This is a genomic window from Aeromonas sp. 603404, assembly GCF_049171775.1.
Classification (GTDB): domain Bacteria; phylum Pseudomonadota; class Gammaproteobacteria; order Enterobacterales; family Aeromonadaceae; genus Aeromonas; species Aeromonas veronii_A.
Genome location: NZ_JAAKPE010000024.1, coordinates 1 through 15,446, shown reverse-complemented (window position 1 = coordinate 15,446; position 15,446 = coordinate 1). Strand labels below are relative to the sequence as shown.

13 protein-coding genes are annotated in these 15,446 nt (G+C 60.1%); 8 read left to right on the top strand and 5 right to left on the bottom strand.

The annotated features are described in order from the left end of the window. Positions 1-441: 441 nt before the first annotated feature. On the top strand, positions 442-3,309 hold the full coding sequence (gene rapA, locus G5306_RS20285) for an RNA polymerase-associated protein RapA (RefSeq protein ID WP_216979578.1): 2,868 nt from the start codon (positions 442-444) through the stop codon (positions 3,307-3,309). A 36-nt stretch (positions 3,310-3,345) separates the two neighbouring features. Continuing rightward, a complete protein-coding gene (rluA, locus tag G5306_RS20280; protein WP_421313600.1) occupies positions 3,346-4,002 on the top strand; it encodes a bifunctional tRNA pseudouridine(32) synthase/23S rRNA pseudouridine(746) synthase RluA in 657 nt (218 codons plus the stop codon). Between the two features lie 73 nt (positions 4,003-4,075). On the opposite strand, the gene G5306_RS20275 is transcribed toward rluA, so the two are convergent. The 5 genes from G5306_RS20275 to treR form a co-directional block, all read right to left on the bottom strand. Next, positions 4,076-4,264: a hypothetical protein gene (locus G5306_RS20275; RefSeq protein WP_005336040.1), complete on the bottom strand. Its 189-nt coding sequence runs from the start codon at positions 4,262-4,264 to the stop codon at positions 4,076-4,078. Positions 4,265-4,384: 120 nt separating this feature from the next. Next, the gene (locus G5306_RS20270; RefSeq protein WP_421313598.1) at positions 4,385-4,984 is read right to left on the bottom strand and encodes a sugar O-acetyltransferase; all 600 of its coding nucleotides are present in this window, start codon (positions 4,982-4,984) and stop codon (positions 4,385-4,387) included. Positions 4,985-4,987: 3 nt separating this feature from the next. Beyond that, positions 4,988-6,649, bottom strand: coding sequence for an alpha,alpha-phosphotrehalase (treC, locus tag G5306_RS20265; protein ID WP_421250035.1), 1,662 nt, complete (start codon positions 6,647-6,649; stop codon positions 4,988-4,990). A gap of 67 nt (positions 6,650-6,716) precedes the next feature. Continuing rightward, positions 6,717-8,147 (bottom strand): PTS trehalose transporter subunit IIBC, encoded by a 1,431-nt coding sequence (treB, locus tag G5306_RS20260; RefSeq protein ID WP_421313597.1) that lies wholly within the window; start codon positions 8,145-8,147, stop codon positions 6,717-6,719. Between the two features lie 192 nt (positions 8,148-8,339). Next, positions 8,340-9,287 carry a trehalose operon repressor TreR gene (treR, locus tag G5306_RS20255; RefSeq protein ID WP_421313595.1) on the bottom strand — a complete coding sequence of 316 codons (948 nt, stop codon included), beginning with the start codon at positions 9,285-9,287 and terminating at the stop codon, positions 8,340-8,342. A 137-nt stretch (positions 9,288-9,424) separates the two neighbouring features. Here treR and G5306_RS20250 point away from each other — a divergent pair, with 137 nt between their 5' ends. The 6 genes from G5306_RS20250 to pbpG all read left to right on the top strand — a co-directional run bounded on the left by G5306_RS20250 (position 9,425) and on the right by pbpG (position 15,028). Beyond that, positions 9,425-10,375, top strand: a complete 951-nt coding sequence (locus G5306_RS20250) for an AEC family transporter (protein WP_421313593.1) — start codon at positions 9,425-9,427, stop codon at positions 10,373-10,375. A 62-nt stretch (positions 10,376-10,437) separates the two neighbouring features. Next, the gene (locus tag G5306_RS20245) at positions 10,438-10,632 is read left to right on the top strand and encodes a heavy-metal-associated domain-containing protein (protein WP_005357810.1); all 195 of its coding nucleotides are present in this window, start codon (positions 10,438-10,440) and stop codon (positions 10,630-10,632) included. A 130-nt stretch (positions 10,633-10,762) separates the two neighbouring features. After that, positions 10,763-11,821: an L-asparaginase 2 gene (gene ansB, locus G5306_RS20240; protein WP_199416612.1), complete on the top strand. Its 1,059-nt coding sequence runs from the start codon at positions 10,763-10,765 to the stop codon at positions 11,819-11,821. Positions 11,822-12,064: 243 nt separating this feature from the next. Then, on the top strand, positions 12,065-13,357 hold the full coding sequence (locus G5306_RS20235) for a hemolysin family protein (protein WP_337073160.1): 1,293 nt from the start codon (positions 12,065-12,067) through the stop codon (positions 13,355-13,357). A gap of 18 nt (positions 13,358-13,375) precedes the next feature. Then, positions 13,376-14,041, top strand: coding sequence for a DedA family protein (locus G5306_RS20230; protein ID WP_005336051.1), 666 nt, complete (start codon positions 13,376-13,378; stop codon positions 14,039-14,041). A 159-nt stretch (positions 14,042-14,200) separates the two neighbouring features. Continuing rightward, positions 14,201-15,028, top strand: coding sequence for a D-alanyl-D-alanine endopeptidase (gene pbpG, locus G5306_RS20225; protein WP_194494490.1), 828 nt, complete (start codon positions 14,201-14,203; stop codon positions 15,026-15,028). Positions 15,029-15,446 lie beyond the last annotated feature (418 nt).

The window sequence follows — 15,446 nt, the reverse complement described above, 5'->3', positions numbered from 1 at the left end:
CACAGATTGCTTGATTCAAATTGTTAAAGAGCGACGCAACAGTGTGTTGCTGCGGGAGTGGAATTCTACTCAACCGCATTCTCGAGTCAAGCCTTATTTTCAAAGGCTTTTCGAGGTTACCGACTTGGCTTTCTGCGTTGCCGCTTGCCCTGTCGATGGAGGTGCATTATAGGGATCTGGATCACGCTTGCAAGGGTGTTTTCGAATTAAATTCGCATTTTTGGTTCAACCGTTCACTAATCACCCAAAAAGCGCATTTATCCTGCAATAACACACCCGTTTGGCGAGCTCGCTATCCTCTAGATGGCGTGGCGGTGGTAGCAGATCAAGGTTGTGGCGATTTGGTCTCTCTACATCTATATGCATGGTGATCGAGGTCACGCCTTCGGGTAACATAGCGCCCCTTTGCGATTCACACACTCTTGGGCTTTGGAGAGTTTAATGCCTTTTGCACTTGGCCAGCGTTGGATTAGTGATACAGAGACGGATCTGGGGTTGGGGACTGTCGTTGCTGTTGAAGGACGCATGGTTACCCTGTTGTTTCCGGCTACCGGTGAAAACCGCATGTATGCCAAAGAAGAGGCGCCGGTCACCCGGGTCAGCTTCAATGTGGGCGATCAGATCACCAGTCACGAAGACTGGACCATGACGGTCGAAGAAGTGCAGGAGAAAGACGGCCTGCTTATATATGTAGGTGTGCGCACTGACAATAATGAGCCCGTTGCCCTCAAGGAAGTGTTTCTCAACAACTTTATCAAGTTCAACAAGCCGCAGGATCGCCTGTTCGCCGGTCAGATCGATCGGATGTCCCGCTTCACCCTGCGCTACGAGGCGCTGGTCAACCAGCACCAGCGTCGTCGCAACCCGACTCGCGGTCTGGCCGGTGGCCGGGTCAGCCTGATCCCGCACCAGCTCTATATCGCCCACGAGGTGGGTCACCGCTACGCTCCGCGCGTACTGCTGGCCGATGAGGTGGGTCTGGGCAAGACCATCGAAGCGGGCATGATCATTCATCAGCAGCTGCTCTCCGGCCGCGCCCATCGCGTGCTCATTCTGCTGCCCGAAACGCTCCAGCATCAGTGGCTGGTCGAAATGCTGCGCCGCTTCAACCTGCACTTCTCCCTGTTTGACGAGGAGCGCTGCATCGAGGCGTTTGCCGATGCGGAGAACCCCTTCGAGACCGAACAGCTGGTGATCTGCAGCCTCGACTTCCTGCGCAAGAAGCGTCGTCGCTTCGAGCAGGTGCTGGAAGCCGAGTGGGATCTGCTGGTTGTCGACGAAGCCCACCATCTGGAGTGGAGTGAAGAGGCGCCGAGCCGTGCCTATGAAATGGTGGAAGCACTGGCCGAACAGGTGCCGGGCGTGCTGCTGCTGACTGCGACACCGGATCAGCTGGGCCACCAGAGCCACTTTGCCCGTCTGCGCCTGCTCGATCCCGAACGTTTCTACGACTACGAGGCTTTCCTCGCCGAGGAGCAGGCCTATGGTCAGGTCGCCAGCGCCGCACAAGAGCTGCTGGATGGCGAGACCCTGAGCGATGAAGCCAGACAGATCCTCGCCAGCCAGCTGGAAGGGTTGGACTTGAGCGATGCCGCCGCTCGCCAGCAGGCGGTCGCCAAGCTGCTAGACCAGCATGGCACCGGCCGGGTACTGTTCCGCAACAGCCGCGCCAATATTCAAGGCTTCCCCGAGCGTCACCTCAACGTCTACCCCATGCCGCTGCCGGAGCAGTACAAAACTGCCATCAAGGTGATGGGCATGATGGGTGGTAACGGTGGCGATCTGCAGACCCGTGCCCTGCGCTACCTCTATCCCGAGAAGATCTTCCAGCAGTTCGAAGGCGACAACGCCACCTGGACCCAGTTCGACCCGCGCGTAGAATGGTTGCTGGAGCTGCTGCTCTCAGCCCGCCAGCAGAAGGTGCTGGTGATCTGCTCCGAAGCGGCGACCGCCATCGCGCTGGAAGAGGCGCTGCGTACCCGTGAAGGGATCCGTGGTGCCGTGTTCCACGAAGGGATGTCGATCCTCGAGCGGGACAAGGCCTCCGCCTATTTCGCCCAGCAAGAGGGTGGCGCCCAAGTGCTGCTCTGCTCCGAGATCGGTTCAGAAGGACGCAACTTCCAATTTGCCAGTCATCTGGTGCTGTTCGATCTGCCGCTCAATCCGGATCTGCTGGAACAACGTATCGGCCGACTGGATCGTATCGGTCAGCAGAATACCGTCGAGATCCACGTTCCCTATCTGGAAGGGACTGCCCAGCGCGCCCTGCAACTCTGGTATCACGATGGTCTGGACGCGTTCGAGCAGACCTGCCCGACTGCCCGCCCGGTATTCGAAGCGGTACGTGAAGAGCTGTTCGAGCTGCTGGCCGCCAACACCGGCGATCAGGCAACCCTCGAGGCCCTGCTGGTCAAGACCCGCGAACTGCACGAGCCGCTCAAGGCCCGACTGGAGCAGGGCCGCGATCGCCTGCTGGAGATCCACTCCAGCGGTGGCGCCGCCGCCCAGCAGCTGGTCGACAAGCTGGCCGCCGAAGATGACGACACCGGCATGATCTCCTTTGCCCTCAAGATGTTCGACGAGATCGGCGTCAATCAGGATGACCGTGGCGAGAACGCGCTGGTGCTGACTCCCGGTGATCATATGCTGGTTTCCAGCTTCCCAGGCCTGCCGCAAGATGGCATGACCATCACCTTCGATCGCAACACCGCCCTGTCGCGGGATGACATGGCGCTGCTCTCCTGGGATCACCCCATGATGCGCGGCGGTATCGACCTGATCCTGGGCTCCGAGATCGGTGCCACCTCGGTCGCACTGCTCAAGAACAAGGCGCTGCCCATCGGCTCCATCCTGCTTGAGCTGATCTTTGTCGCCGAGTCTGCGGCCCATCCCCAGCTCTACCGATTCATGCCGCCGACGCCAATCCGTCTGCTGATGGACAAGAACGGCCAGAATCTGGGTGATAAAGTGGCGTTCGATGCCTTCAACCGCCAGCTGACTCCGGTCAATCGCCACCTCGGCAGCAAGCTCGTGACTGCATCCCAACCGGTAATCCACGGTCTGATTGGCAAGGGCCAGGCCATTGCCGAAGAGCTGAAAGCCGGGATTGTCGACAAGGCCCGCGCCCAGATGGCGCAGACCCTGCAGCAGGATCTGGATCGTCTGGAAGCACTCAAGGCGGTCAACCCGAACGTGCGCGACAGCGAACTGGATTATCTGCGCAATCTGCAGGCAGAATTGCACCACCTGATCGATCAGACCCAACTCAAGCTGGATGCAATCCGCTTTATTGTGGTTACCCATAACTGATGGGGGCTTGCCCCCACCTTCTGATGCGAGACATTTATGTTTGAATACTCACCGCCTCTGGAACCCTGGCTCGATATCCTGTTCAAGGACAAGGACATCATGGTGGTCAACAAGCCCACTGGCCTGCTGAGCGTGCCCGGGCGCGGCCCCGAGAATGAAGACAGCGTCCTGCATCGGGTAAAACAGCAACACCCCAAGGCAGCGGCGGCTCATCGCCTCGACATGTCCACCACTGGCGTCATTGTCATTCCCCTCAATCCCAATTCCCATCGGGAGCTGAGTCGGCAATTTCGCGAGCGGGAGACCGAGAAGCACTACCTCGCCTGGGTGTGGGGCGAACCGGAGGGGGAGTCCGGTCAGGTCGACCTGCCGCTCTGCGTCGACTGGCCCAACCGCCCGAAGCAGAAGGTGGACCACGAGGAGGGGCGTCACGCTCTTACCCTGTGGGAAAAATTGAAGGTAGAGAATGGTAACAGCCTGATCAAGCTGACTCCCATCACGGGTCGCTCGCACCAGTTGCGCGTCCATATGCTGGAGCTGGGGCACCCGATCCTGGGTGACAACCTCTACGCCCATCCGGATGCGCTGGCGGCTGCCCCCCATCTCTACCTGCATGCGGCCAGTCTGACCATCAGCCACCCCCGCAGCGGCGAGCAGATGACCTTCGAGGCGCCAGCCCCTTTTCCGGTCTGAGCCAAGATAGACATCGCGATATCGCAGACATAAAAAAGCCCCCATCGACTGGATGGGGGCTTTTTCATTAGGGTCAGACGCGAATATCGATCTTGCTTCCCAAAGAAGCGCTAGCCGATGTCGGTGCAACCGGCGCTGATTGCGCTGCGTTTTGCAGCAGCTTCAGCGCAGCTTCGCCCTCTTGGGTCTGCTGTTTCTTGGCCAGACTGGCCGTCATCAGAGCAGAACCAAACGACGCATTTGCAGAACTTGATATATCCATAGGGTTCCTCCTGCACTCAACAGTATCGGCCAAGCGGCCCCGAACATAAGCACTGAATGCAAAACAATCTGAAAGTTGCTTTTCTATCAGTCAGATAGCAATTGCATTCATGGCCCCTGTTCACCGCTGGATGACGTCTTCAAGCTCCTGTGCCGTCATCGCCCGAAGCACCTTGCAAGGGTTGCCAGCCGCCACCACATTGGCGGGCACATCTTTGGTCACCACCGAACCGGCACCGATGACACTGTTATCACCGATAGTGACACCGGGGCAGATGACGACGCTGCCGCCAATCCAGACGTTGTGGCCGATCCGCACCGGCTTGCCGAACTCGACACCCCTGATGCGCGGCGCCACTGCCACCGGGTGAGCGGCGGTGTAGATCTGCACCCCGGGCGCCAGCAGCACATTGTCGCCGATGTGCACCTCACAGACGTCGAGGATGGTGCAGCCCACGTTGGCGTAGAAGTTCTCGCCGACGAAGATGTTGGCGCCATAGTCGCAGAAGAACGGCGGATTGATGGCGCACTCGTTGCCACGTCCACCGAGCAGCTCGTGCAGCAAAGCATCCCGCGCCGGTTTCTCCTGCCAGCTGGTGTTGAAGGTGTGATAGAGCCTGCGGCAGCGCTCGCGCGCCGCTTTCAGCTCGGGATTGCCCGCATTATAAGGCTCCCCCGCCACCATCTTCTGCCACTCGGCACCACGTACCACCTTCTCCATTACCTACTCCATCAGCCAGATCAGGGATTCATAAGGGCGCAGCATACCCGATTGCGGTTGGGCCGGGCTATCCAGGTAGTTGCCGAGCAGCAGCCGACCTTGCCCGCTTTGCAGCTCGGCAGGCAAGGCAAACTCAACCGGCTCGCCGTAGAAGTTGCTCACCACCAGCAGGGTCTGACCGTTGGCGCGGCGGGCATAGGCCCAGATCTGTGGGTGCCCGGTCAGCAGCTCCTGATAATCCCCCTGGGTGAAGATGGGGTGCGCCTTGCGCAGGGCGATGAGATCCCGGTAGTGCCAGAACACCGAGTGCTGGTCGGCCAGCGCCGCCTCGGCATTGATCTCGGAATAGTTGGCGGCTGGCTTGAGCCAGGGTGTCCCGTTGGTGAAACCGGCGTTGGCCGCAGCGCTCCACTGCATCGGGGTGCGCGAGTTGTCGCGGGACTTGGCACCGAGAATGGCGAGGATCTCGGCCTCGCTCATCCCTTCGGCCTGCTTGATGGCAAAGATGTTGCGGCTCTCCACATCCTGATAGTCATCGATGCGCTGATAGCCGGGGTTGGTCATGCCGATCTCCTCCCCCTGATAGATGTAGGGGGTGCCCTGCAAACCGTGCAGCGTGCTGGCCAGCATCTTGGCGGCCACAACCCGATGCTCGCCCTCGTCACCGAAGCGGGAGACGATGCGCGGCTGATCGTGGTTGCACCAGAACAGCGCCGACCACCCCTTGCCGTGCATGCCGCTCTGCCAGTGGTTGAAGATGCGCTTGAGTTCGATGAAATCGAACGGAGCCTTGGTCCACTTGTCGCCGTTGGGGTAATCCACCTTGAGGTGATGGAAGTTGAACACCATGGAGAGCTCGGAGCCATCGAGGGCGCCATAGCGCTGACAGTGCTCCAGTGAAGTAGAGGACATCTCCCCCACCGTCATGGCGCCGACAGGAGCAAACACGTCGCGGCTCACGTCCTGCAGAAATTCGTGGATGCGCGGCCCGTCGGTGTAGAAGCGGCGGCCATCGCCAATCTCGTCGTTCGGGAACGCCTGATCCTTGGAGATAAGGTTGATAACGTCGAGCCGGAACCCATCCACCCCCTTCTTGGCCCAGAAGTGGATGATATTTTTCACCTCGGCACGCACCGCCGGATTTTCCCAGTTGAGATCCGCCTGCTCGCGGGCAAACAGGTGCAGGTAGTACTGACCGGTGGCAGAGTCCAGCTCCCAGGCGCTGCCGCCAAACTTGGATTGCCAGTTGTTGGGCACGCAGCCATCCACCGGATCGCGCCAGATGTAGTAGTCGCGGTAGGGGCTGTTTTTATCCCCCAGCGCCGACTTGAACCAGGCGTGCTCGGTGGATGTGTGGTTGACCACGATATCCATCACGATGCGGATGTCGCGCGCGTGGGCGGCGGCCAGCAGCGCCTCGAAATCAGCCATGGTGCCGTAGGCGGGGTCGATGGCGTAGTAGTCGGCGATGTCGTAGCCGTTGTCCACCTGCGGCGAGACGTAGACCGGGGTCAGCCAGAGGGCATCGACCCCCAGCGTCTTGAGGTAATCGAGGCGGGCCATGATCCCCTTGAGATCGCCGGTGCCACGGGCAGCGGAATCCTGAAAGCTCTTGGGATAGATCTGGTAAATCACGGCGCTCTGCCACCAGGGTGTTTGGCTCATGGCTCTTTCTCTTGTCACAAATTGAAAAGGGAGAGGGCGACCCGCAAGGTCGCCCGGACAATCAGATTCAGGCGCTGGCTTCGGCCAGCTTGCCGGCCGCTTGCTGGCGCTTGTAGACCAGCAGAGTCAGCACCACCGGCACCACGATGGCGACCAGCATGGCGAGGGAGTAAACGGCCCAGTATTGCGGCTGGATGGAGAGGATGCCCGGCAGGCCGCCTACCCCGATGCCGTTGGCCATCACCCCGGCGAAACCGCAGATGAGGGCTGCAAGGCTGGAGCCCACCATGGCGCACAGCATGGGGAACTTGTACTTGAGGTTGATACCGTACATCGCCGGTTCGGTCACCCCGAGATAGGCGGAGATGGCGGCAGGCACCGAAATCTCCCGCTCGTTCTCCTTGCGGCTAATCAGAATGATGCCGACGACCGCAGACGCCTGAGCGATGTTGGAGAGGGCGATAAGCGGCCAAATCGGGGTGCCACCCATGCTCTGCATCAGTTGCAGATCCACCGCGTTGGTGGTGTGGTGGATGCCGGTGATGACCAGCGGCGCGTAGAGGAATCCGAACAGGGCGGCACCGATAGGGGCGAAGGAGCCGGTCATGGCCGCCTTGGCAGCGAAGCCGACGCCATCACCAATCCAGCGGCCGAACGGGCCGATAAAGGCGTGAGCCACGATCACCGCCAGCAGCAGCGAGACAAACGGCACAATCACCAGATAGAGGTAAGCCGGAATGATCCGCTTGAGGTTGGTCTCAACCCAGGCGAGGAAGACACCCGCCAGCAGCGCCGGAATGACCTGTGCCTGATAGCCCACCTTCTGGATCACGAACAGGCCGAAGTCCCACACCTCTGGAGTCTGCTGACCAATGCCGTAGGCGTTCATCAACTGCGGTGACACCAGCGTCACCCCCAGCACAATACCCAAGATCTCGGAGCCGCCCATCTTCTTCACTGCAGACCAGCAGACACCGACCGGCAGGAAGTGGAAGATCGCCTCGCCCAGCAGCCAGAGGAAGGCGTGCACCTGAGACCAGAACTGGCTGATCTCGGTGAGGGTGTGAGTACCATCGTCGAACATCTTGATGTCGCCGATGACGTTGCGAAAGCCCAGGAGCAGACCGCCGGTGATGATGGCGGGCAGCAGCGGAACGAAGATCTCCGCCAGATGGGAAATGCCCCGCTCCAGCGGGTTCATGTTCTGGCGGGCCGCCTGCTTGGCGGTCTCCTTGCTGCCGCCGCTGACGCCGAGCTGCTCGGTCAGCGCCTTGTACCACTGCTCTACCTCGTTACCGATCACCACCTGGAATTGACCGCCCTGGGTGAAGCTTCCCTTCACCGCCGGGATGGTTTCGATGGCCTTGCTGTCGGCCTTGGCCGGATCGTTCAGGACGAAGCGCAACCGGGTCAGGCAGTGGCTGACGGTGGCGATGTTCTCCTTGCCGCCGATCTTGTCGATCAGGGTGGCAAGCTGCTGTGCGTTGATCTTGGACATGGGTCTTCCCTCTGTGACGCCATTGAATAGTGGTCTGTATCGCCCTTTTGAGCCAGTCTGTCGGCCGGAGCGTTTTTGGTATCGTTCCCATTTAGCATGCCGACAATCTGGCCAGATCGAAATGGGAACGTTCCCAATTCGTGGCCAGCGTCACAAAAAGCACACTTTTTGTTCAGTCGGAAGTGATGGGGCTCACAGGGTTCGGCAGGGGGCGATAGTCACCAGCGGAGGCTGATCCTGCTCAATCTGGCCGAGCAGCTGACGCGCCGCCTGCTCCCCCGCCCCTTTGTAACCAAGATCGAGACTGAGGGCGTTGGGGAAGAGGAAACTGAGCATGGGGTTGTTGCCAAGACCGGTCACCAGCACCTCACTACGCCCTTGTTCTTGCAGGTATTTTGCCGCACCAATGGCGAGGGTGTCGCTGGCGCAGACCAGCGCCTGGGTGGAGGGGGTAAGCAGCTCGGCCGCCAGCCGGTAGCCGCTCTGCAGGCTGAGATCACCGAGGGCGCTACGCGGGCGCAACCCCTGCTCTGCGCAGTAAGCGAGATAGGCGTCGAGGCGGCGTTGGCCGGTGGTGAGATCCGAGGCATCCACCCCCAGATAGGCGATGTCGCGGGCGCCACGGCTTGCCAGCTGCGCCAGCATGGTGCGCACCGCACCGGCGTCGTCGAAGCAGACCGAGGAGAAACCGGGATATTCACGAGCGACCAGCACCAGCTTCTCTTTCAGCGGCGCCATGGCGCCATAGTCCAAGTCATTGAAGGCGAACAGGATAATGCCATCCACCCCGCGCCGCTCCAGCACCGCCAGATGCTCCTGTACCTTGGCGGGGGAGAACTTGCTCTCCATCAGCACGGCATCGTAGCCACGCTGGTAGAGGGTCTCCAGCATGCCGCGCACCGCCTGATTCTCCGAGCTGGAGTCGAGCCGCGAGACGATGATCCCCACCACCTGCTGGCTCTGGCTGCGCATGGCCCGCGCCGACTTGCTCGGCACGAAGCTATGTTCGGCGATGATCTGCTCCACCCGCTCGCGGGTCTCCTGCTTCACCTTGGGATCCTGATTGAGCACCCGGGAGACGGTCGACTTGCCGACGCCACTCAGTCTGGCGATATCGAGGATGGTCAGTTTCTTGTCCATGAATTGGCTCACAGGAGGCTAGGCGGTGGAATTGCCCACATTGTTGTGATTAACCCCTGTGAATACAAGCCCATGGCGTTAGAATGCCCTTTTTGCCCCGCCGTCAGGGTATGTGGGCACAGCACAGGATGCCCATCATGGATCTGCTGGCCAGTCTGCTCTTCTCCCTCTCCATCACAGGCCCCATCTGCGTGGTGCTGCTGCTCGGCATCTTGCTCAAGCGGTTGGGGCTGCTGCCGGATCCCTTTACCGAATCCGCCTCGCGGCTGGTGTTTCAGATCACCCTGCCCGCTCTGCTCTTTCTCAGTATTCTGGGTACCAACTTCGCCACCATGCCGAGCCTCTGGTTTATTGGCTATGGCCTGCTCGCCACCGTTATCAGCTATCTGGTGCTGGAGCTGCTGGCCGGACGTTTTATCGGGGAGCAGCGGCTGCGCGGCATCTTCGTGCAAGGTAGCTTTCGCGGCAACAGCGCCATTATCGGGCTCGCCTATGTGCAGAACGCTTACGGCCACGAGGGGCTGGGGGCGGCAGCGCTCTACGTCGGCGCGGTGACCGTGCTCTACAACATTCTCGCGGTGATCACCCTCACCCGCAGTCTCGGCGGTGCCACCGGCATTCGCCCCATCCTGCTCGGCATCATCAAGAATCCGCTGATTATCGCTATTGTGGCGGCGCTGCCGTTTACCCTGCTCGGTATCAAGATGCCGCAACTGCTGCTCACCACCGGCAGCTACTTCGCCAACATGACGTTGCCGCTGGCGCTGCTCTGCACCGGTGCCTCTCTCAGCCTCGACGCCCTGCGCGGTGGTGCAGCCATTGCGGGCTGGGCCAGTATCATGCGGCTCTGCCTCATTCCGGCTGCGTTCACTCTTGGGGCTGCCCTGCTCGGCTTCAGCCATCTGGAGCTGGGGATTCTGTTCCTCATCAGCGCTACCCCGACAGCCGCCGCCAGCTATGTGATGACCCGCGCCATGGGGGGCGACAGCGTGCTGGCCGCAAACATCATCGCCACCACCACCCTTGGATCGCTGGTTACTACCAGCCTCGGGGCAACCCTGATGAATTATCTGGGTCTTATGTACTGACGGCTTGACCTTGCCGGAGGCGGCAGCTTTAGGCTGGCGCCCATCAACAAAGGAGATATCCCATGACCATCGAACTCACAGTGTCCGGCATGTCCTGCGGTGGCTGCGCCGCCAGTCTGCAAAAAGCGCTGCTGGCCCAGCCTGCGGTCACCACCGCAACCGTCGATTTCGCCAGCAGCAAGGCCGTTATCGAGAGCGAGCTGAGCAAGGCAGAACTGATCGCCCTGATCGAAGCCAAGGGTTTCTCTGCGAGTTAAATTATCTCCATAGAGGTATAAAACAGGTTAAAAATCTGTACTCACCTGTCTTTTGGTGAGTTTTATCACAGACCTAGGTTATTAAACGGGCAAACTTGCTGCGATTATTCCAACCATAAGGATTTGCAGCATGACCCTACCGATCCGCAAGACCCTGCTCGCCGCTGTCGTTGGCCTGACCCTCTCCCCCATGGCGATGGCGCTGCCCAACGTCCATATTCTGGCAACCGGCGGCACCATTGCCGGGGCAGGCCAGTCGGCTACCCAGTCCAACTACGAGGCAGGCAAGGTAGCCATCGAGACGCTGATCGCCGCCGTGCCCGAGATGAAGAACGTCGCTGACGTGCAGGGTGAGCAGGTGGTGAAGATCGGCTCCCAGGACATGAACGACGAGGTGTGGCTCAAGCTGGCCAAGCGCGTCAACGAGCTGCTGGCCAAGGATGACGTGGATGGCATTGTCATCACCCACGGCACCGACACCATGGAAGAGACCGCCTACTTCCTCAATCTGACCGTCAAGAGCGACAAGCCGGTGGTGCTGGTCGGCGCCATGCGCCCCTCCACCGCCATGAGCGCCGACGGCCCTATGAATCTCTACAACGCCGTAGTGACCGCCTCCGATCCTGCCTCCAAGGGACGTGGCGTCATGGTGGCGATGAACGACACAGTGCTCGATGCCCGCGATGTCACCAAGACCAACACCACCGGGGTGCAGACCTTCGCCTCCCCCAACTTCGGCCCGCTGGGTTACATCCACAACGGCAAGATCGACTATCAGCGCAGCCCGGCCCGCCTGCACACCAGCAAAACCCCGTTTGACGTGAGCAAGCTCGACAAGCTGCCGCAAGTCGGCATCGTCTACAGCTACGCCAACGCCACCGACTTGCCTGCCAAGGCTATGGTGGATGCCAAGTTCGACGGTATCGTCAGCGCCGGGGTGGGCAACGGCAACCTCTATCACACCCTGTTCGACACCCTGGCCAAGGCAAGCAAAGACGGGATTCGAGTGGTGCGCTCAGCCCGCGTGCCGACCGGGTCCACCACTCTGGATGCCGAGATCGATGACGCCAAGTACGGCTTCGTCGCCGCCGAAACCCTCAACCCCCAAAAGGCGCGGGTACTGTTGATGCTCGCCCTGACCCAGAGCAAGGATCCGGCCCAGATCCAGCGCTGGTTCCAGCAGTTCTGATAAAGGTTTTCTGACAAGTAATAAGCAAGGGCGGGACTTCCCGCCCTTTTCCATCCTGCAATGCCGCCTCGCCTATTACGCCGTTTGGCGGGGTCATCCTTCCCTTTTCCGGCCATCTTTTTCAGCCATCGCAGAGCGCTGTCATCAAATTAGCGAGCCGGATCACCCGCTTTCACAAGCGCATCGCCGCCAAATTCATTACACTGCCAGCGATCTTATCCACTCAAGGAGTGCTGTTGCTGTATGGAAATATTGATCCTGCTGGGATTGATTTTGCTTAATGGCGTCTTCGCCATGTCAGAAATCGCCATCGTCACCGCACGCAAGGCTCGCCTCGGCAAGCTTGCCTCCGAAGGCAACCGCTCCGCCGCCATTGCCCTCAAACTGGGCGAAGACCCGACCCATTTTCTCTCTGCCGTCCAAATCGGCATTACCAGCATCGGTCTGCTCAACGGTATCTACGGCGAATCCCTGCTGGCCCAGCCCTTCTCCCTCTGGTTGCAGGAGTGGGGGCTCCCCGCCAAGAGCAGTGGCCTGATCGCCACCGTCATCGTGGTGGTGGTGGTCACTTACCTCTCCATCGTGGTGGGGGAGCTGGTGCCCAAGCGCCTCGGCCAGCTCAATGCCGAGCGCATCGCCTGTCTGGTCGCGCGCCCCATGCACTGGCTCGCCACCCTGACCCGCCCCTTCGTCTGGCTGCTGTCGGCCTCCACCAATGCCAGCCTGCGGCTGCTGCGGGTCAACCAGAACGGCAGCGCCAACGTCACCGAGGAGGAGATCCACGCCATGCTGGTGGAAGGATCGGAAGCCGGGGTGATCGAGGATCATGAACACACCATGCTGCGCAACGTCTTCCGTCTCGACGAGCGCAGCCTCTCCTCCCTGATGGTGCCGCGCAGTGATATCCGCTATCTGGATCTAGCGTTGCCGCTGACCGTCAACCTGCAGCGGCTGGTGGAGTATCGCCACAGCTATTTTCCGGTCTGCGACGGCAACCTGTCAGAATTGGTGGGTATCATCAATGTCAGCAAGGTGCTGCACGCCTATATCAAGGGGGAGCCCATCGATCTGGCTGCCCTGACCCAGGAGGGCAGCCTGCTGCCCGAGACCCTCAACGGCGTCGAGCTGCTCAACCACTTCCGCACCCACAGCGAACAGATGGCGCTGGTGGTGGACGAATATGGCGAGTTGCAGGGGCTGGTCACCCAGCAGGATCTGCTGGAGGCGCTGGCGGGGGATTTCCAGCAGGAGGATGGCGAGGACAACTGGGCCTTCCGGCGCGCCGACGGCAGCTGGCTGCTCGATGGCCTGATCCCGTTGCCGGAGTTGAAGGACTGTCTGGAGCTGGTTCGTCTGCCAGAAGAAGAAAAACATCACTATCACACCCTCGGAGGGCTTATCATGCTGCTCCTTGGTCGTGTTCCACAAACCGGAGACCTGGTGACACTGGAACAGTGGCAACTGGAAATTGTTGACATGGATGGCCTGCGCATCGACAAGGTGCTCGCCATGCCCTTGACCGATCAACCCAGCTAACCTGCGGAGTTTGCAAGTATGGAGCAGTTTTACCAACTGGCTCACGCCTTTATGAATCACGATCTGAACACACTTTCCGATCCCAAGATGGCCTTCATGATCTGTGGTGTGATTCTGACGTTTCTGGTACTGGAAAACGGATTCATCCCTACCGCCTTTCTGCCCGGTGACAGCCTGCTGATCCTCACCGGCGTGCTCATCTATCAGGATGTATTGTCTCTCGGGGTGATCCCGCTGTTGATCATGGCTACCTTTGTCGGCACCTGGCTCGGTTACATGCAGGGGCGCTTTCTCGGCCACACCCAGCTCTACCATCGGCTGATGTCCCATGTGGAAGAGCGACACCAGCAGAAGGTCTACCACCTGCTGGACAAGTACGGGATCATCACCCTGATCACCGCGCGCTATATCGCCTTCGTGCGCACCGCCTACCCCTATATAGTGGGTGCCACCGAACTGCCCCAGGGGCGCTTTCTCATCGTCAATCTGATCAGCTCCATCATGTGGATCTGCCCGCTGGTCGGGTTTGGCTACTACCTGAGCCACACCAAGCTGGCCGCCGAATACCAGACCCAGTTCTTCAACATCATCATCTATCTGCCGGTGGCCCTGCTGCTGGGTGGCATGGTGGCGCTGGTCTGGCGCTGGATCAGCAAACGCAGGGCCGCGCAGCCGCGGGATTGACCCCTCGCCCAACGCCCGACCCGGAAGCCCTCGCCAGAGGGCTTTTTTGATCGCCTATTTTGCGCAAATAGCAGAAATAGTCCCGCTCGGCCCTTGTAAAGCTGGGGTAAAAATGAGTGAATCTAGCGCCTTTTTTTGGATGGGAACGGAGTCGGTTGTATGTGGTGTCGGATTCGCGCAGCAGCGCTGGTTGTCGGGTTGATGGGAATGCTGGGATTGCCTGCGGTCAACGCGGCACCCAACCCAGCCAAACTGGAAGTACGCTCGAGCAGCGCCCTGGTCGTGGATGTAAAAACGGGCAAGACGCTCTACCAGAAGAATGCCACCAAGGTGCGTCCCATCGCCTCTCTCACCAAGCTGATGACAGCGCTGGTGGTGCTGGATGCCAAGCAGAATCTCAACCAGACCATTACGGTCGACAAGAACGATCTGGATCGGGTCAAACACACTCACTCCCGCATCCGCATGGGCACCAAGGTGACCCGCCGCGACGCCCTGCATCTGGCGCTGATGTCCTCCGAAAACCGGATGGCCTCGGCACTGGCGCGTCACTATCCGGGCGGTCGCAGCGCCTTCGTGCGAGCCATGAACAACAAGGCCAGACAGCTGGGTATGCGTAATACCCACTTCTACGACTCCACCGGCCTCTCCACCCGCAACGTCTCCACCGCCCAGGATCTGGGCAAGCTGGCCGCCGCCGCCTATCGCCAGCCGCTGATCCGTCAGTTCACTCAGGATGAGAACCGGGAGATGCGCTTCAGCGCCCCCGCCTACAGCCTGATGTTCAACAACACCAACCCGCTGGTGAAAAACCCGGATTGGGACGTGCGCCTCTCCAAGACCGGCTTCACTGACGAAGCGGGTCGCTGTCTGGTGATGCGCGCCAAACCGGACAGCCGCGAGCTTGCCATCGTGCTACTCAACTCGGTGGGCAAACGCACCCCCATCGGCGATGCCAACCGCATTCGCAAATGGTTGAAAAGCTGAGTAAATATCTCGACACAAAAGGATGCTGCGGCATCCTTTTTTATTGCCTGCAGAACGCCTCTGCAGGCCTTGCAGGATGTTGATGAGCGAACCCTTAGTGATGTCTGCGCGGCATCTGCCGTTGCAACGGCAGGCATACAGCGCGCCTATAGATGAGGCAAAGGGTAGTGAGGCGGTGCAACGATCAGAAGAACTGTGCGCAATCACAGAAAGGGGAAGAAATGAGGACAAGAACAGCCAGGTAAACGGGCGATCCCCCCGCAACAGCGCACGGGGATCCGCACCAAAGAGTTAAATGTCGCCCATAAAAAAACAGCCCCGACCGAAGTCGAGGCTGTCTGTATGGTGCGCCCGAGAGGATTCGAACCTCTGACCACCTGGTTCGTAGCCAGGTACTCTATCCAGCTGAGCTACGGGC